This is a genomic window from Novosphingobium sp. HR1a (assembly GCF_015594425.1).
GTDB classification, from domain to species: domain Bacteria; phylum Pseudomonadota; class Alphaproteobacteria; order Sphingomonadales; family Sphingomonadaceae; genus Novosphingobium; species Novosphingobium resinovorum_A.
In genome coordinates this window covers 1-17,677 of the sequence record NZ_JABXWS010000042.1, presented here as the reverse complement: position 1 = coordinate 17,677, position 17,677 = coordinate 1, and the positions used below count along the sequence as shown (strand labels likewise).

The following is a 17,677-nucleotide window of genomic DNA, read 5'->3' as shown; positions in this document are numbered from 1 at the left end:
AGGGCCCGCTTCCCAATGTGCTATGGCATTGAGCTCACGAGCAATGCGGTTCTGGCATGGTGCGGGGAGATAGGCGTGGAGCGGCATTGCATCGCGCCGGGCAGGCCAATGCAGAACGGTTCCGTCGAGAGGTAGGCCTTCGACCAGCTTCGCTTCCAACCGCCGCATGCGTGACGAGCTGCTCGACGAGACGCTGTTCATGAGCCTGGCTCATGCCCAAGTCGAGATCGCCGCACGGGTCGAAGACTGCAACCGGGAGAGACCGCACTCATCCCTTGGCTACGCAACACCGGCGGCGCTCGCCGGCGAAGTGGATAGGCAATGGCCTGCTCCGCTACGCCCTACGGGCCCCGCTGTGCAGCCCATTGCTTCAAACGTGCTCATGCGCGAAACAACCGCCCGGCTCTAATCCCAGCTGGGGAAAGCTGGGGGTCAGGTCATCACGTCACAGGCAAAACGGTTATCATTAGCTGAATAATCACCAGCCAGTTCGAGGCGAGCGGTAGCATTGGTGTCAAAGGCAGTTGCAAGATTCTGGCTGGCTCCCTAGCATGGCTATTGAGCTCAAGGCTTGTCTTCTGCCGAATGCGAAGGTTCGGATAGCATCTTAATTTACCAGTTTTGCTGAGAATTGAATTGGCTCGAGAAGCGTAGGTGAAAAATTTTGGGGATACCAAAATCCAAGGGTGATGAGATGTCAAGTGTCGATATTTCCGTGAATGGCAATCCGCGGAAATCCATTCAGTCCGTAGAAATTGGAGCGAGGGTCCTTCTTGCCCTGTTGAAGGCGGACCCGGGTGGCGCGTTTCTTCGGGATGTTGCGTCCAACTCCGGGCTTTCGCGCAGTCAGGCGCATCGATATTTACTCGCCTTCGTCAATACCGGAATGGTCGAACAAAATTCGTCCAGCGGGCGGTATTCGCTTGGCACGCTCGCCGTACGTCTGGGTCTGGCGGCTATGGCCAGGCTCGACCCCGTGCGCATCGCTACCGGATATCTCGAGGACCTGCTGGATGAGTTGAAAACGACCGGGCTGCTCAGTGTTTGGGGCGACTATGGGCCAACGGTAATTCGCTGGATCGACGGCGGCGTCCCCCTGTTCACGTCAATGCATGTTGGTTCCACCTTGCCTTTGCAAGGCTCCTCCACCGGCACCCTTTTCCTGACCTATTGTCCGCCTGCGCAAACGCGCGATCGCGTTGAGCGGGAGAGGGCCGAGGGGATTGTTGTCGACGATGGGGAATTGGCTGAGCAAATCGAGTCCGTTCGCAAACTCGGATATGCGAGAACTTATGGGTCCGTGGTGCCGGGTCTTGCCGCAGTATCGGTGCCGATTTTCGATTCGCAAAATCGGCTGGTCGCGACAATGAGCGTTCTTGCCCGTTCACAGGACAAGGCTTATTTCAGCAAGGCAAAGATCGGACGCATTTTGCAGCAGGCGCGGCAAGCAAGCGAAGCGATCGGTTGGCCAGGCCCAGCTTGACCCTTTGTATCGATATGCGTAATGCGTTGCACAATAAGGGCGGCGCCTTCTTTAACTCCTGACAGTGTGTTGCGGGTTTGATCCGGCCCTGTGGCAGCTTCAGGAGAGCACGGTTCAGTGAACTTTCAAAGTTCCTTGGCGGAATCTGGCATAGGCCGGCGCGAATTCATCGCCATGATGGCGATGATCCAGGCGCTCCAGTCGCTTGCCTTCACCTCATTGCTCCCGGCTCTCGGACATATCGCTGCCGATTTTCAAATCACCCAATCCAACCAGCGCCAGCTGATCATCAGCGTTTTCCTGGTCAGTTCGGGATTGAGTTCGCTGATTCCCGGCACAATCTCCGATCGCTATGGGCGCAAGCCAGTCCTGGCCGGCTACATGGCGTTGTTCGTGGCCGTCAATGCGGTGTCGGCGCTGGTGCGCGACTTCCACGTGCTTCTGGCGCTGCGCGCGATACTGGGGTTCGCATCGTCTGGGCTGACGGTTTTGCCGCTGGCGATTATCCGCGATCGCTATGAAGGTGCCGGCATGGCCAGGCTGCAGGCAGTGGTGGCGATGCTGTTCATGGCGGTGCCGACCTTCGCGCCCAGCCTGGGCTATGCGATTCTCGAGCTCGCGGGATGGCGCGCGATCTTCCTGGTGATCGGCGCTTTGGCGCTGGCAGTGACGGTCTGGTTCCTGCTCAGAATGGAGGAAACCAATCCGAAGCAGAACCGGCAGTCGCAGCGCTCGGGCAACTTGCTGGGCAATGTTGCAACGGTGCTCGGGAACCGGGCGTCGATCGGGTATGTCATCGGCATGTCGCTGATTTTCGGCGGGCACTTCGGGTTCATCAACAGCTCGCAGCAACTGATTGGCGAACATTTCGGCGCAGGCTCGGCCTATCCACTGATCTTCGGCTCGATGGCAGCGACCATGGCGCTGGCCAGCCTGGTCAATTCGGCGATCGTCGAGCGCTTCGGCACCCGTCGGATCGGCCATGCCGCAATTTTCTGCCACCTTGCGGCATCGGTGGGACAATTGCTCCTGGCCTCTGCTCCCGGCGAAACTCTGGTCCAGTTTGTCGTCCTCATGTCTCTCAACATGTGCCTGCTGATTACCGTCTTCGTCAATTTCACTGCAATTGCCTTGCAGCCTTTCGGGCATATTGCCGGTGCGGCGGCATCGGTTCAGGCATTCTTCCGGCTGGTGCTGGGGGCAGGGCTGGGCGGCCTGATCGGTTATGCCTACGATGGCACACCGCGGCCGCTCGCGATTGCGCTGGTCATGGTCGGCTCGCTGACCTTGGCCCTTGTGCTTTATAGCGAACGCGGCAAGCTGTTCCAGCGCCTCAATCCGCCGAGCCGATAGACGCTTGCCTCAGGACTAGGTCAATGGCTCCTCAAGCGTTTCGGGGATGCCTTGCGCCGCAATATCCGAAACCATCCGCACCCCGTCGATCACGATCGGACTGGCGACTCCGGTGCGCTGGTCGCGCGCGATCGCCATGCCCCGCGCGATGACCTGCGGGTTGGCGAAGACATCGTCGAGTTCGTTGATCGGACCCGCCGGAACGCCGGCGACCTCGAGCGCGTCGGCCAGTTCCTGCCGGGTCCAGGTTGCGGTCAGCGCTTCGAGCGCGGCGAGCAAGACTTCTCGATTGCGGACCCGGCCGGGATTGGTGGAAAAGCGGGCATCATTATCAAGCCCGGTGCCGAGCACTCGGCACAGGCTGGTGAACTGGCCATCGTTGCCCACTGCGATGACCAGATCGCCGTCGCTGGTCGGGAAGGCCTGATAGGGCACCAGATTGGCGTGGCCGTTGCCGACCCGGCGCGGCACGGTACCCGAGGTCATCCAGTTCAGGGCTTGGTTCGCCATGACGCTTACCTGGGTATCGAGCAGGGCCATGTCGATATGGGCGCCCAGTCCGGTTTCGTGCCGCCGGTTGATTGCGGCCAGGATCGCGACTGCGCTGTAGACCCCGGTGAACAGGTCGGCCACGGCGATCCCGGTCTTCTGCGGCTGGCGCCCGGCTTCTCCGGTCATCGACATCAAGCCGCCCATGGCCTGGGCGATATAGTCATAGCCGGGACGGTGGGCATAGGGCCCGGTCTGGCCGAAGCCGGTGATCGAGCAGGTGATTAGCCGGGGGTTGAGCGCGCTCAACGCGGGATGATCGAGCCCGTACTTCCGCAGCCCGCCGACCTTGTAGTTCTCGATCACGATATCGGCCGAGGCGGCCAGCTCGCGGACAAGGCGCTGTCCGGCCGGGCTGGCAATATCGACCGCAATCGATCGCTTGCCACGGTTGGTGGAGTGGTAATAGGCCGCGCCGAGGTTTTCGCCGCTGTCCGAGACGACAAATGGCGGGCCCCAGTGGCGGGTATCATCGCCGCTGACCGGCCGTTCGATCTTGATCACTTCGGCGCCAAGATCGGCCAGCAGCTGTCCGCACCATGGACCGGCCAGGATCCGGGCCAGCTCCAGCACGCGAACCCCGCTCAGCGGCTTGGCCATGCCGTCGGCGGGCGATTGCGTCTGCCATCCGATCGTCGGCATCGTTTCAATCCGCTGCTTGTCCGGCGATCCGGGCCGCCCAGTCCTTGGCCATGTCGCCAGCCGCCTTGGCCAGCGCGAAGGCATCGATCCCGATCGCGACGAAACGCGCGCCGCCATCAAGGAATTGCTGGACCAGGCGCTGGTCGCGCGACAGGATGCCGCAAGGTTTGCCGGTTGCCCTGATTCGGGCCAGCGCGCCCGCGGTCACTTCGGACAGGGCGGCGAAATTGCTTTCGCCCAGCAGACCCAGCGAGGCGGCCAGATCGACCGGGCCGACGAACAGCGCATCAATGCCGTCTATGGCGGCGATCGCCTCGATGTTCTCGAGTGCCTGAGCGGTCTCGATCTGGAGGATGATGCACAGCTGCCGGTTGGCTTCGGCGACATAGGCCGGGTAGCGCCCCCAGCGCGCGGCCCGGGCGCCGCCGATACCGCGCTCGCCTTGCGGCGGATAGCGTGCGGCCTTGACCAGCGCCGCAGCCTGTTCGGCGGTTTCGACCATCGGCACCATGATCGTCTGGGCGCCGAGATCGAGGATTTGGCGAATGCCGATCGGATCGTCGTTCGGAACGCGCACGATCGCCGAACAGGGCGGATTGGCGTCCACCGCGCGGAGCTGATCGGCGATGCCCGGCAAGGTCTGGGCGCCGTGCTCGGCATCCACCAGCAGCCAGTCGTAGCCAAGCCCGCCGCAGATTTCGGCGATGTTCGGGCTTGCCAGCGCGAGCCAGAAGCCGAGCTGCACCGGGCCTTCGCCCAGGCCTTGCTTGAAGCGGTTCGCAGGAGTCTTCATCGGTGCGGCTGCCTCTCAAACGAACCGGAAACCGATCGCGCCCATCGGCCCGAAATCGGCGTTGAAAACGTCGCCCCGCCGCGCTTCGACCGGACGGGTGAACGAGCCGCCCAGCACGACTTCGCCGGGTTCGAGCGCCTCGCCCCAGGGCGCCAGCCGGTTGGCCAGCCAGGCGATGCCATTGGCGGGGTTGTTGAGCACGCCCGCCGCGATCCCGGTTTCCTCGACCACCGCGTTGCGGCTCAGCATCGCGCCGATCCAGCGCATGTCGACCTTTTCGGGCCGCATCGGCAGGCCGCCAACGATGATGCCGGCGTTGGCCGCATTGTCGCTGATCGTGTCCTGCACCTTGCGGCGGGCGCCGGTCTCGGCATCCACCACTGTCGTGCGGCTGTCGATGATTTCAACCGAAGGGATGACATATTCGGTTGCCCGCAGGACGTCGAACACGGTGACATTCGGGCCTTCGATCCGGCGGGCCAGGACAAAGGCCAGTTCGACCTCGACCTTGGGGGTGATGAAACGGTCGCAAGGGATGTCGCCGCCCTGTTCGAACACCATGTCGTCGAGCAAGGTGCCATAATCCGGCTCGGTGATGCCTGCGACCTGCTGCATGGCGCGCGAGGTGAGGCCGATCTTGTGGCCATGGACCGTCCGCCCGCCCGCGAGCTTGAGATCGACCCATTGCTTACTGATCCGATAGCCATCGGCAATCGTCATGTCCGGATAGCGGGCGGTGAACTGGCGGATTGGCTTGCGGTTCTGCTCGGCGGCATCGAGTTCCCGCGCGAGCTCCGCGACTAGAGCAGGATCAAGCGTTGGTTGCGATTGACCGGGTCGAGCGCCGCGATTCGGGCTTGTCATATCCTCTCCCCACACCTTAACCTATATGCCAAATGCATTGCACAATAACGAATGGTCGTCTACCACATCCTGCGCCCTCCCAACGACCCCTGCCTTGATCGCAAAGGCGGCGGCGAATAGGCACAAGAGCAAACCTGCGGAGATAGAGGATGACCATCGACACAAGCGTGCGGGAAGAAAAGATTATGGGGCGAGGCCTGACTTCGCATACCCTTCTGGCCGGCGATCCGAGCAAGCCGGCGGTGCTGCTGCTGCACGGGGCAGGACCGGGAGCCCATGCCGGATCGAACTGGCTGCACCTGATGCCCGACCTGGCGGAAAACTTCTTCGTGATCGCACCGGACCTGATCGGCTTCGGACAGTCGGTCATCCCCGAACCCTGGCCCGACAATGTCATGGCCTGGATCGGTACACGGGTGGACCAGTGCTTCGGGCTGCTGGACACGCTGGGCATCGATAAAGCCCATGTTGTCGGCAATTCGATGGGCGGTGCGCTGACCCTGCAGATGATGAGCGAGGAGCCTGACCGGATCGACCGGGTGGTGCTGATGGGCTCGATCGGTGCGCCGGGCCCGAAGACGCCCGAACTGGTGCGGCTGCTGTCGTTCTATTCCGATCCGCGGCCCTCGCGCTATCGCCAGCTGATGCACAGTTTCGCCTATGACCCCGACAAGTTCGAAGGCATGGAAGAAATCGTCAAGAACCGCTACAAGATCGCCACCGATCCCGAGATCATGAAGACCGCGGTCAAGATGATCGATTCGATGAAGCAGGGTGTTGATACGCTCAACATGCCGCCGTCGATCCTGTGCAAGCTGCCGCACAGGGTGCTGATCTTCCACGGCCGGCAGGATCGTATCGTTCCGCTCGATACCAGCCTCTACCTGATCGAACACCTCAAGCATGCCGAGCTCTACGTGCTCGATCGCTCCGGCCACTGGTCGCAGCTCGAACGCTGGGATGTGATGCGACCGATGCTGGAGATTCACTTCGGCGCGCGTTCGTTCTGAGCGCAGGCGGCGGCATAAGTGCCGAGCGCTTGCTTTGCAGAGCCGGGCTGGGCAACCAAGGAAGTGAAGGGGTGGTCGGGCGTCTTGTCTGGCCACCCTTTCCGTTTGAAGGTGCCGCGCATGAATGAATCAGCAACCGATGCCGAAGCCTTCTGGGCGTTTTCGCTTGAGGTCTATGCCAAGCCGCAGGTGGCGGAACTGTGCATTGCCCTACAGGACGAATACGGTTTCGACGTCAATCTGCTGCTGCTGGGCCTGTGGGTGGCGGAGACGCAGCGGAAGGCGCTTGATGCCGAACGGATTCGTGAACTGCGCGAAGCCGTCGCGCCGCTCAACGACAACCTGGTGCAGCCGCTGCGCCGGGTCAGGCGCTGGGCCAAGCCCTCCGATCCCGTTATCGAAACTGCGCGATACAAGCTTTACGGAGCTCTCAAGCAAGTGGAATTGAACGCCGAACGTCTTGTCCAGGCGGCGCTGGTGGAAGCATTAAGGCCAGGTTTGGCGCGAGTCGATGAAATGCCAACGCCTCAAGCCGCGGCGAGGGCAAGCCTGGAGCGATACCGGCAGTTCCTTGAAGCGCCCGATGCCGCCGCCGTGCCGCTTGTGCAGCTGATCGTCAGGGCGCTTCCTTAGCCGGCATTGCCGGGGTCTGCGCGGGCGGTTTCGCATCCTTGATGTACGCGTAGATTTCCGCGATCTCGTCGTCGCTCAGTTCGGTCGGACGAAATGGCGGCATTTCGATCAGACCTTGGCGCACCACCGACTTCAGATAATCGAGTTCAAGATCCTTGCGGCCGATCAGTGCCGGGACCGGACGCTCCAGCTGTTCGAGCAGCATCGTGCCGGGATGGCCGGGCCCCGGGTTATGGCACCCGGCGCAGTTGAGGGCGTAATTTTCGGCGCCGTCGGGCTTTTCGGCATTCGGTGCCTTGCTGCAGGCTCCGAGAACAGCAACGAGCGACAAGACAGCCAGCTTTTTCATCATCTCTCCAACGCGAATAATTGCGGGACGGCTCAGGCGGAGGCGAACAGGGCCGTCGGGTCCAGCGCCTTCTTGACTCGCTCATGCAAGGTTGAAAGCCCCTTGGTTTCAAATGTCTTGCCGACCGTTTCGCGCATTCCGGGTTCGGCGATCGCCTGCCCGAAACCGGCTTCGGCCTGCGCCGCGATCAGGGCGGCGGCGCATTCGCGGGCGCGGGCGGCACTTTCGGCCTGCGTGGTGGCAAACGGCAGGATCTGCCTATGATCGGCCGAACGCCAGATCGCCACGGTTTCGCCGAGATAGTCGAATTCGTGCTTGGCGCAGATGTCGCGCGACAGCTCGTAGAGCCGCAAAGCCTCCTCACCGTCAACGGGGCTCACCGGGTTGGCGGAAACCGCCTGATCGCCGCTCCATGCCGGCACGCGCGCACGCGGTTCTGCCACCACGCCGGTCATCGCGCCCATGCGCCACGCCCACAGGCGGGGATCGATGCCCTTGCCGTCGGCGATCACCCGAGCACCGGAGATCGACGAAAACGCCCCCTTGACCATATCCCACAGGATCGGGACATTGCCCGGCAAGCCATAGAGCGCGCCATAGAGATTCCAGTGGCCCAGGCCCAGCGCCTCGCCCGCAGCGGTTACCGCGCTGGCCGCCATAGGCCCCTTGCCATCATAGTCGCCGCGCTTCTTGCCGAGCAGGGCGGCTTCGTGCAGCGCGCTGCCGACCGCGACGCCATTGGCCACGACCATGTTGAGCTTGAGCGGCCCGAGCACGTCGAGCAGATCGGCCAGCTGGTCTTCCTTGGGCACGGTCACCATGAAGGTCTGGTGGGCTGGCGGTTGCGGCATCATCCACATGCCGACCTTGGTCGGCACCGCGAAATCCGACTGCGTGAACAGGCCATCGACCCAGGGGCCGTAGCCGAACTTGAACAGTTGCCAGCAGGTGCTCTTGGGCATGGCGCCCATGCCCGTCCGCACAAGCTTTCCGTCCGCGAGCATGACCTCAAGCCCGCACTGCATCAGGAAGTGATCGGAGTAGGGGGTGTAGCCGGGCTGACGATGGACGAAGCTTGCGGCCACACTGGCGTCGGGGTTGCCGCCATGGTCGATCCACAGCTTGATGCCCTTTTCCTTGATATGGGCATCGAGCTGGCGGAAGGTCACCCCCGGTTCGACCAGGCAATAGGCCAGCTCCTCGTTCACCTCGAGAATTGCGTTCATGCGCTGGAGGTCGAGGATGATGACCTTGTCCAGCCCTGCCTTTTCGAGGCCGTGGGCGCCGTTGCACACGGGTTGCAGCACACCGCCGGCGGTTCGCGCCGCCTCCAGCGCCTTGGCGAGCTGGGTTTCATCCGCCGGCAAGACGATGCCAAGCGGTGCCGCGCCGCTGATTGCAAAGCGGGCCAGCCCCTGAGGGGTGCGATCGACTGCCGCGGCGCCGATCGCAGCTTCCACCGCGGTCAGCGCGGCCATCTGGCGAGCTTGGTCTGTCATGGGTCCTGTTCCGCCTGTCTATTGCTGGAGAATCTTCACGTAACGATCGAGATTGGCTGCATCGACGGCGAAGTGCGCCGAACGAATCCCGATGCCGATGGCGCTGTCCGGTTCGCTGTCGCGCCACGAAAAGCAGCAAGTCGGGCAACGGTGGATGGTCCACACCACCTTGCCGCCTTCCTTGCCTTGATAGTCAGCGAGGGCGCCGCCGGTCGCGCAGCGCGGACAGACCGTCTTGCTCATTGCAAAGCTCCCAGTTGCATGGCCCGGATCTTCTTGCTCAGCTCGTCAATGTCCGGCCCGGTCGGAGGGGTGACCAGATGCGCTTCGCCGACCGGGTCGGGGGGCAGGTAGCTGGTCGCGTCGATAATCAGGCGATGACCCTTGCCGGGAACGACGGCCGAAGGATCGATCGGGACCGCAGGCATGTTGGGCAGGACGATGATGTCGTCGGCGCGGGTGCGGGTGGAAAGCGCCCACATCACCTGGTTGAGATCGAAAGGATCGACATCGGCATCGACCATGATCAGGTTCTTGAGATACATCACGCCGTGCGGAGTGCTCAGCGCGCGCAGCGCGACGGTCTTGGCAAAGCTCGCCATCCGGTTCTTGACCGAAATGATCCCGGTCAGCCCGTGCTGGTACAGCGCGTTGACCGCGGTGACTTCCGGAAAATTCTGGCGCAGCTGCGCATAGATCGGGGCCGAGGTATGCAGGCCGATCAGGGTATCGTGTTCGGTCCAGCCGCGGCCGATATAGATGTTCTCGAAAATCGGGTTCTTGCGGTGCGAGATGGCCGTCACCTTGAAGATCGGCGCCTTGCGGACCCCGCTGTAGGAACCGGGAAATTCGCCGAACGGACCTTCCAGGACACGTTCGCCCAGTTGCATTTCGGCTTCGATCACTATCTCGCTGTCGGCGAGGATGTCGATGCCATTGCCCGACTTGGTCAGCCGGATCGGCGCGCCCATCATCGCCGAGGCATAGGAATATTCCGATTCTTCGTAACCGATCGGTGTCGCCGCGAACACCGCCAAGCCCGGATGGTTGCCCAGCATGACCGCGATCTTGAGCGGCAGGCCGGTACGTTCGGCCGCCATGATCTGCCGGCCCATGTCGTGCGACGGGATGGTCATCAGGGTGAAGCTGTCGGGACCTTGCAGTTGCAGCCGGTAGATGCCGACGTTCTGCTTGCCGAAATTGTCTAGGTCTTCCGGATCGCGCGACGCCACCGATGCCTTGCCGAGGTAGAAGCCGCCATCGTATTCGTTGATGCGGTAGACCGGCAGCACGTCGTAGAGGTTGATCCCGCTTTCGATCCGGCATTCATGAACCGGCGCCCGGGCTTCGGGAACGGTGCTGATCTGCGCCGCCGCATCGCCCCAGCGCCCGGCGATCTCGAAGAACAGTTCGCGGATTGTCGTTCCCTTGGGGCGGCCGAGCAACAGCGCGATATTGTCCCACGAACCGTGCACGCCGACCGCGGTGCGCTTTCCGGGGTATCCGGCAATGTTGTCGAACACGATCGCTGGCGCGCCGTTGGCGTCGCGCGATGCGGCGACCGCGATGTTGCGCACGTCGGGCTCGGGCATCACCCGCTCGCTCCAGGTGATCGCCTGTCCGGCATCGCCCAGCAGTTCGAGGAAGTCCCGCAGCGAGGTGATGGACCGCGATTGCTTGGCCAGATCCTGCATCATCAGTTCCCTTCAGTCAGACCAGCTCAATGGCCGCCTTGGCCGGCGGTGGCCGTCTGGACGGTCACCCATTTCCACTCGGTCATGATTTCCAGATCGGCCTCGGTGCCTTCACGCCCGAACCCTGAAGCCTTGGTGCCGCCGAAGGGAACGTGCGGTTCGTCGTGGAGGGTCGGAGCGTTGATATGGACCATCCCCGCCTCGGCTTGCTGGGCAAAGCGCAGGGCCTTGTCGATATCGCGGGTGAAGATCGACGCGCTCAGGCCGTATTCGGTGTCGTTCGCCAGGTCGATCGCTTCCTCGAGCGAGTCGAATGGATAGAGCGAAGTGACCGGGCCGAAGGTTTCTTCGGCAAAGACCGTCATCTCTGGCGTCACGCCGCTCAGCACCGTGGCCGAGCAACTGTTGCCGTTCCATTCCGCACCTGCGAGAATTGCAGCGCCCTTGGTGCGGGCGTCGTCGATATGCCGGCGGACTCGATCGCGTTGGCGTTCCGAAATGATCGGTCCGAGCATGGTGGTGGGCTCGCGCAGGTTGCCGCCCTTGGCCTTGGCCGTCGCGGCGGCGAAGGCCTTGGCAAAGGCGTCGAAGATCGGACGTTCAACGTAGATCCGCGATGCCCCCATGCAAACCTGGCCCTGATACATGAAGATGCTGAACAGCGCGGCACCGACGGCCTTTTCGAGATCGGCATCGGCGCACACGATCAACGGGCTCTTGCCGCCGAGTTCGAGTGTGTACTTCTTGAGGTTCCGGGCGGCGATCCCGGCGATGTGCTTGCCGACTCGCGACGACCCGGTGAAGGTTATCGAGGCAACCTTGGGATGGCCGGTCAGGGCATCTCCGATTTCCGCGCCGTCGCCGTAGACGATGTTGAACAGCCCATCGGGCACGCCCGCGTCGCGCCACAGGGCGGCGAGCAGATCGGCAACCTTGGGGGCGGCTTCGGACGGCAGCAGAACGAAGGCGTTGCCGGTCGCCAGCGCCATCGCAGATTGCTTGATGCCCTTGATCAGCGGCACGTTGAACGGGGTAATCCCGGCGACTACCCCCACCGGCTGGCGCAGGCTCATGCTGAAGCGGCCCGGCGTGTCGGAGGGAATTGTCTCGCCGCGGACCCGCCGCGGCACTCCGGCCGCAGCGCGCAGGAAGCTCACCGCGAACCGCGTCTCGAACCCGGCCTTGGCGGCGGGCGAACCGATTTCGTCGATCAATACCTCGCTGAACAGCGCGGCGTCGCGCTCCATGATTTCAGCGGCCTTGACCATCCAGCCTTCGCGCGCCGCGGCGGGCAGATCGCGGTGCTGGCGAAATGCCCTGTCGGCGGTCTCCACAGCACGATCGACGTCGGCGGCCGTGCCCGCCGCAACCCTGGCGTAAACGCTGTCGTCGACCGGATTGAGGTCGTCGAAATAGGTGCCGCTTCCAGGCGCTACCGCCACGCCGCCAATCCAGTGATCGAGGTTCTTCATCTTGCTAGTATCCTTCAATCAGATTCCGGCGCGGTCACGCGGTTGTGCGCATCGCCTTGGGCCAGATGCCCTGCTTGCCAGGAGAGAGAATGCCGTTGGGATCGAGAACATCCTTGAGGCGGTGGTGGAGATCCCAGAGTGCGCCGTCGTTGTGTTTGTAGGTCCTGGCGATCTGATCCATGAAGGCGAGGTGCGTGCGGTATTCGCCGAACCCCGCCTCCGCAGCCTCGTCAACCAGCAGGCCGAACAGGTCGTAGGCGCTCTTGCGCATCGTCTCGTCGGCGCGGTCGTACATGATCATCAGGATGTGATGCATGTCGCGCCAGCCGACCAGGAATTCGCCGATGTAGTCGAAGCCGTGATCGTTGCAGCGCTGCTTGATCAGCTTGTATTGGGCAAGTGCTTCGGAACCACTGGGCGCCGAGATCGGCGAAAAGTTGATGTGCCCGCCGCCGCCGATCCAGTTCATGATGCTGAATTCGGTCATGTTCGGCTCGCCGCGCATCAGCCGTACGCGATAGTCCCAGGCCGGATCGTTCTTGCGATCGAAATGGACCTTGGCGCCGGGAATGCTCATCAAGGCATCCTCCACCACCTTCCAGTTGTTCTCGATCACCGGCGGCGGGCCGTACAGCGCGCCGTAATAGTTCCACATTCCCAGATCGTGGTCCGCGGCGATCTTGGCGCGGATCGACGGCGGCAGCGGGCCCTTGCCATCGTAATAGTGGCGCCGCGTGGTCTTGGCCGAGGCCTCCCACAGCAGATCGACCGCAACCGCCGCATTCGGGATGATCTGGTTGACCTTGAGCGCCCGGGTGACCTCGAAGATCGCCTCGAGATCCTCCTCCTTCTGGTAGGTGATCATGAAGGGCTTGTAGCCCGGCGGTTCCGGCATCAGCCAGATGCCCATCTTGGTCACCACGCCGAAATTGGATTGGGTGAACATGCCGTCGAAATGCGGGCCGGCCACGTGCTTGGTGACTTGCCAATGCTTCGATCCGGCAAGTGCGCCCTGGCCGGTGCGGACGATTTCACCATCGGCCAGAACCACTTCCATGCCGCACTGCATGACAAAATGGTCGCCATAGGGGGTATAGCCGGCGCCATGCTCCAGCGCATTGCCCATCACGCCGCCCCAGGCTGGTGCGGCAGGATCGATCCACAGCTTGCTGCCGATCTGGCGCAGATGGCGGTACAGCTGCATGTAGGATACGCCGGGCTCGACCAGCGCGTAGCCATATTTCTCGTTGACCTCGATCACGCGGTTCATCCGCCGCAGATCGAGCATGACATAGCCGGATTTGCGCGGGGCCGGGCCGCCATAGGCAAAATTGCGGCCGGTCCCGATGGTCCAGACAGGGATCTTGTAGGCGTTTACGACTGCCAGGATCTTCTGGATTTGCTCGACACCGTCGGGCGCAACAGCGGCGGACGGCAGCATTTCGCCATCGGCCAGCGGAGAATAGGCGTCCCGGTAAGCCGAAAGCGGAAGCTCGTCGAGGAATACCCATTGCTTGCCGACAACCGCGGCAAGCTCGTCGAGCGCCTTGTTGAAAGTGGATGCGTCGACACCTTGGGGAACAATGCGGCTCAAGACAGGTCTCCCCCGATTTCATAAACCCAGGAGGCCAGCAGTCCGGGGCTGCTGGCCGCGATATCGCACGAACCCGACTGACAGGTGTTCAAGCGAGCTTCGGTTGGCGCGCCGAGCGCGTCGCGAACCAGGTGCGCGACGGCCACCGGCCATGCCGCCGAGGCGCCTTGGAGCAGCTGCGCGGCGCCCTCGGTCCGATGCTGCCAGCGTCCGCCCGTGTAATGGTGCCGCCACAACAACGCCGGGCGGGCGCCGCGCGCGACCAGAACCTGTCCGGCGATCATGGCCGCGGGATCCGACGTCAGGCCAACGACCAGGCCATCGGTGTCGTCCAGACCGTGCAGGAGGACGTTGAGCGACCGGTCGAGCCGGATGGTCCAGCCAACCACGCCGCTTTCGGCAAGCGTCGCCGCGAACATCCGGCTTTCCGGCGATGCGGTTTCCTCGATCACCGTCACTCTGCGCGCGGGGGCCGACGCCGCTCCGGGCAATACGCCAAGCCCGGCCACGGTGGCGCCCAGCGCTCCGGCTCCCAGGAACTCGCGTCGCTTGATATCCCAAGCCATCATGCCTGCCTTTCGATCTTCAGCGGCGCCGGTTCGGCGACCGCGCCCTCGGTGGATAGTCCCTGCCAGCGACCCGCAGCGTCGCGATGTATGTCGAAGTGATCGAGCACCCGTGTGCAGCTGTGATCGACGATGTCCTGAAGGCCTGCAGGACGGGCGTAGAACGCCGGGACCGGTGGAAAAATGACCGCGCCCATTTCTGTGCAGGCGACCATGTTGCGCAGGTGAGCCAGGTTGAGCGGCGTCTCGCGGGTCATCAGCACCAGCTTGCGCCGCTCCTTCAGCATCACATCGGCGGCGCGCGTGATCAGATTGTCGGACAGACCGTGGGCCACCGCTGCCAGAGTGCGCATCGAGCAGGGCGCTATCACCATGCCGTCGCACAGGAACGAACCGCTGGCGATGCTGGCGCCGACATTGCGGACGCTGTGCACCACATCGGCCGCACCTTCGATCAGGCGGCGGCCGTCCGGAATTTCTTCGCGGATGTTGAGCAAGGCGGCTTGCGACATGACGAGGTGAGTTTCCCAGCCACCTTGTTCGCGGAGCATTTCGAGCAGGCGCTGCCCGTAAACCGAGCCCGTCGCTCCGGTTATGGCAACGACCACGCGCTTCATGGGCGGACTGCGCCGCCCGCGCGTTCCCTGCGTACTCCCGTCGCAACGTTCATGGCCGAATCCTTCTCCCTCAACCATTATGCAACAAATTGTACTATAAGCAACATGTAAGAGCACCTTGAAGCTATGTCCTTCGGGGCTTCTCCGCTTCAATCGCAGGCTGCGGCGGCAAGCCGAGACTTATGGCCTTGAGTTCCAGGAATTCGTCGATCCCGTGACGCGATCCCTCGCGCCCCAGTCCCGATTCCTTGACCCCGCCGAAAGGCATGGTTTCCGAAGAAATGATGCCGTTGTTGACGCCGACCATGCCGACCTCGAGACCTTCGGCAAGGCGCCAGAACCGGTCCATGTCGCGGGTGAATGCGTAGGCGGCCAGGCCCGAGCGGGTGCTGTTGGCCAGGGTCAGGGCTTCGGCCTCGGTTTCGAAACGGAAGAGGGGAGCGACCGGTCCGAAGGTCTCTTCCAGCGCCAGCCGCATGTCCGGGTTGGCGCCGGTCAGGACCGTGGGCTGGTGGAACAGCTCGCCGGCTTCATGGCCTTCGCCTCCCGTGACGATCCGGGCACCGCGCCCGACGGCATCGCCGACATGTTCGCGCACCTTCTGCAATGCCGCGGCGGTGATCAGCGGGCCCTGATCGGTCTCGCCTTCCAGGCCGTTGCCGACGCGGAAAGCCGCGACTCTGGCGGCCAGCGCTTCGGCGAACCGGTCATGGATGCCGTTCTGCACCAGGATGCGGTTGGCGCAGACGCAGGTCTGGCCGGTGTTTCGGAACTTTGAAGCGATCGTGCCCGCCACGGCGACGTCGATATCGGCATCGTCGAACACGATCAGCGGAGCGTTGCCGCCCAGCTCCATCGACACCCGCTTGAGCGTCGTCGCGCACTGCGCGGTCAGCAGCTTGCCAACCGTGGTGGAGCCGGTGAAGGTGAATTTGGCAACGCCGGGATGGCTGGTCAGGACCGATCCGATCGCCGGCGCATCGCCTGCGATGACGTTGAAAGTGCCCGCCGGAACACCGGCTTCGAGTGCCAGCCGGGCCAGCGCGAAGGCCGTGAGCGGGGTCAGTTCGGCGGGTTTGAGTGTAACGGTGCATCCTGCGGCCAGGGCGGGCGCGACCTTGCGCGTGATCATCGCTGCGGGAAAATTCCATGGCGTAATCGCGCCGACCAGGCCCACCGGCTGCTTGAGAACCAGGACCCGGCGATCGCGTTGGGCGGGGATGATCTCGCCATTGATGCGCCGGGCTTCTTCCGCGAACCATTGGATGAAACTGGCCGCATAGTCGATCTCGCCCAGCGCTTCGGCGAGCGGCTTGCCCTGTTCGGCCGTGAGCAGTATTGCCAGATCGTTGCGGTTTTCGCGAACAAGCGCGAACCAAGCGTGCAGAATGGCGGCGCGTTCGGCGGCCGAATGGGCCCGCCATTCCCCGAAGGCTCTGGCGTTGCTTTCGACGGCGCGGTTCGCCTCGACCGCACCTAGGAGGGGGATTTCCGTCAGCGCCATCCCCGTCGCAGGATTGATCACGGCAATCGCCCGCTCGGTAGTGGCTATGGCCTCGCCATCGACGATCGGCAGGCCTGCAGCGAATTCGGGCCGGGACAAGGATGGCTGGGAAACAGGCATGGAGCGAAACCTTGGCAGTCGGTTGGGAAGTTCAAGGGATGCAAACGAAACGGGGCGGAACCGCCGGAGCGGATCCCCCCCAATCGATGGGGTGACCTTTCGGTCACCCCAGGCAGAGCCGTCAGTACTTGTAGGCGACCTTGAGGAACCATTCGCGCGGCCGCGAATAGGTTGCCTGGGCAACGCCCGATGAGTTCAGCTCGACAAACCCACCTTGAATGTAGCGCTTGTCGGTCAGGTTGGTGACACCAGCGGTTACGGTGAAATGGTCGCTGGCGTCGGTGAATGAGGCACTTGCCCCGAACACGCTATAGGCGGGCTGATACAGCCTCGGGTCGTTGACAGCATCCTTGAAGGTGCCGCTCTGGTGATACCAGTCGCCACGCAGCACGAACTTGCCCGTCTCGCTCTCGTGAACGGTCGCATTGGCGGCGAGCGTCGCCGTCCATTCGGGAACGAAAGCAAACTTCGAGTTCAAGGTTACCGGAAAGGCAGCGGGGTCAACCGAACGGTAAAATGCGTCCAGATAGCCCACACCGTAATCGATCCGCAACCAGTCGGCAGGGGCTGCCTGGCCTTCGATTTCGAAGCCCCTGATCCGGCCCTCGCCACCGTTGCGGACCTTCGGCGCAAGGCCTTCATTCACGACGATCTGCATGTCGCTGTAGTCAGACTGGAATACCGCGACATTCATGCGCAGACGCCGGTCGAACAGTTCGGTTTTGAGGCCGACTTCGTAGGACGTGACGAATTCCGGCGTAAAGGACGGGGTGAATTGTTCCGAGAAGGTCCTCTGCGTGAATCCGCCGTTCTTGAAGCCCTTTGAATAGGACGCATAACCCATGATATCGTCGGTGAACTGGTAGTTTACCGACAATGCCGGGGTCCATTCCTTGGAATGAACTGAAACTTCGAACGCCGGAACGGTATGGTTT

Annotated in this window: 17 protein-coding genes and 1 pseudogene; 5 read left to right on the top strand and 13 right to left on the bottom strand. The window is 63.0% G+C overall.

Going from position 1 to position 17,677, the window contains the following annotated elements:
• Positions 1-24 precede the first annotated feature (24 nt).
• The 3 genes and pseudogenes from HWN72_RS09860 to HWN72_RS09850 form a co-directional block, all read left to right on the top strand.
• Positions 25-409, top strand: a pseudogene (locus HWN72_RS09860) (transposase); the annotation flags it as partial.
• A gap of 285 nt (positions 410-694) precedes the next feature.
• A complete protein-coding gene (locus tag HWN72_RS09855; protein ID WP_211150185.1) occupies positions 695-1,483 on the top strand; it encodes an IclR family transcriptional regulator in 789 nt (262 codons plus the stop codon).
• A 174-nt stretch (positions 1,484-1,657) separates the two neighbouring features.
• Positions 1,658-2,836, top strand: coding sequence for an MFS transporter (locus HWN72_RS09850; RefSeq protein ID WP_211150184.1), 1,179 nt, complete (start codon positions 1,658-1,660; stop codon positions 2,834-2,836).
• A gap of 15 nt (positions 2,837-2,851) precedes the next feature.
• Here the strand turns inward: HWN72_RS09850 and HWN72_RS09845 are convergent, their stop codons facing one another.
• Genes HWN72_RS09845 through hpaH form a run of 3 tightly spaced genes read right to left on the bottom strand, consistent with a single transcriptional unit; the run spans position 2,852 to position 5,684 of the window.
• Positions 2,852-3,985 (bottom strand): CaiB/BaiF CoA-transferase family protein, encoded by a 1,134-nt coding sequence (locus HWN72_RS09845; protein ID WP_211150209.1) that lies wholly within the window; start codon positions 3,983-3,985, stop codon positions 2,852-2,854.
• Positions 3,986-4,031: 46 nt separating this feature from the next.
• Positions 4,032-4,820, bottom strand: coding sequence for an HpcH/HpaI aldolase/citrate lyase family protein (locus HWN72_RS09840; RefSeq protein ID WP_211150183.1), 789 nt, complete (start codon positions 4,818-4,820; stop codon positions 4,032-4,034).
• A 15-nt stretch (positions 4,821-4,835) separates the two neighbouring features.
• Positions 4,836-5,684 (bottom strand): 2-oxo-hept-4-ene-1,7-dioate hydratase, encoded by an 849-nt coding sequence (gene hpaH / locus HWN72_RS09835; RefSeq protein ID WP_211150182.1) that lies wholly within the window; start codon positions 5,682-5,684, stop codon positions 4,836-4,838.
• Positions 5,685-5,833: 149 nt separating this feature from the next.
• Between hpaH and HWN72_RS09830 the strand changes: the two genes are divergently transcribed.
• Entirely contained in the window at positions 5,834-6,694 is an 861-nt protein-coding gene (locus HWN72_RS09830) for an alpha/beta fold hydrolase (protein WP_130030112.1), read from the top strand.
• Between the two features lie 120 nt (positions 6,695-6,814).
• The gene (locus HWN72_RS09825) at positions 6,815-7,327 is read left to right on the top strand and encodes a TIGR02444 family protein (RefSeq protein ID WP_130030111.1); all 513 of its coding nucleotides are present in this window, start codon (positions 6,815-6,817) and stop codon (positions 7,325-7,327) included.
• On the opposite strand, the gene HWN72_RS09820 is transcribed toward HWN72_RS09825, so the two are convergent.
• From HWN72_RS09820 to HWN72_RS09775, 10 genes are all read right to left on the bottom strand, one after another.
• The gene (locus HWN72_RS09820; RefSeq protein ID WP_248005920.1) at positions 7,311-7,679 is read right to left on the bottom strand and encodes a cytochrome c; all 369 of its coding nucleotides are present in this window, start codon (positions 7,677-7,679) and stop codon (positions 7,311-7,313) included. The two genes, HWN72_RS09825 and HWN72_RS09820, sit on opposite strands and share 17 nt — an antisense overlap.
• A gap of 29 nt (positions 7,680-7,708) precedes the next feature.
• Entirely contained in the window at positions 7,709-9,175 is a 1,467-nt protein-coding gene (locus HWN72_RS09815; protein WP_211150181.1) for an FAD-dependent oxidoreductase, read from the bottom strand.
• Between the two features lie 18 nt (positions 9,176-9,193).
• The gene (locus HWN72_RS09810) at positions 9,194-9,418 is read right to left on the bottom strand and encodes a non-oxidative hydroxyarylic acid decarboxylases subunit D (protein WP_037513049.1); all 225 of its coding nucleotides are present in this window, start codon (positions 9,416-9,418) and stop codon (positions 9,194-9,196) included.
• Positions 9,415-10,872: a non-oxidative hydroxyarylic acid decarboxylases subunit C gene (locus HWN72_RS09805; protein ID WP_248005919.1), complete on the bottom strand. Its 1,458-nt coding sequence runs from the start codon at positions 10,870-10,872 to the stop codon at positions 9,415-9,417. Before HWN72_RS09805 ends, HWN72_RS09810 begins: the two co-directional genes overlap by 4 nt.
• A 23-nt stretch (positions 10,873-10,895) precedes the next feature.
• Positions 10,896-12,341 carry an aldehyde dehydrogenase family protein gene (locus tag HWN72_RS09800; RefSeq protein ID WP_211150180.1) on the bottom strand — a complete coding sequence of 482 codons (1,446 nt, stop codon included), beginning with the start codon at positions 12,339-12,341 and terminating at the stop codon, positions 10,896-10,898.
• Positions 12,342-12,375: 34 nt separating this feature from the next.
• Entirely contained in the window at positions 12,376-13,935 is a 1,560-nt protein-coding gene (locus tag HWN72_RS09795; RefSeq protein WP_188084453.1) for an FAD-binding oxidoreductase, read from the bottom strand.
• Complete coding sequence (locus HWN72_RS09790; RefSeq protein ID WP_211150179.1) at positions 13,932-14,501, bottom strand: hypothetical protein; 570 nt, start codon at positions 14,499-14,501, stop codon at positions 13,932-13,934. Before HWN72_RS09790 ends, HWN72_RS09795 begins: the two co-directional genes overlap by 4 nt.
• Positions 14,501-15,118, bottom strand: coding sequence for a UbiX family flavin prenyltransferase (locus HWN72_RS09785; protein WP_211150178.1), 618 nt, complete (start codon positions 15,116-15,118; stop codon positions 14,501-14,503). The genes HWN72_RS09790 and HWN72_RS09785 overlap by 1 nt, the downstream gene beginning before the upstream one ends.
• A 124-nt stretch (positions 15,119-15,242) precedes the next feature.
• Positions 15,243-16,742, bottom strand: coding sequence for an NAD-dependent succinate-semialdehyde dehydrogenase (locus HWN72_RS09780; RefSeq protein WP_025548160.1), 1,500 nt, complete (start codon positions 16,740-16,742; stop codon positions 15,243-15,245).
• Positions 16,743-16,863: 121 nt separating this feature from the next.
• Positions 16,864-17,677, bottom strand: an 814-nt coding sequence (locus tag HWN72_RS09775; RefSeq protein ID WP_211150177.1) for a TonB-dependent receptor, incomplete at its 5' end; no start/stop codon positions are given.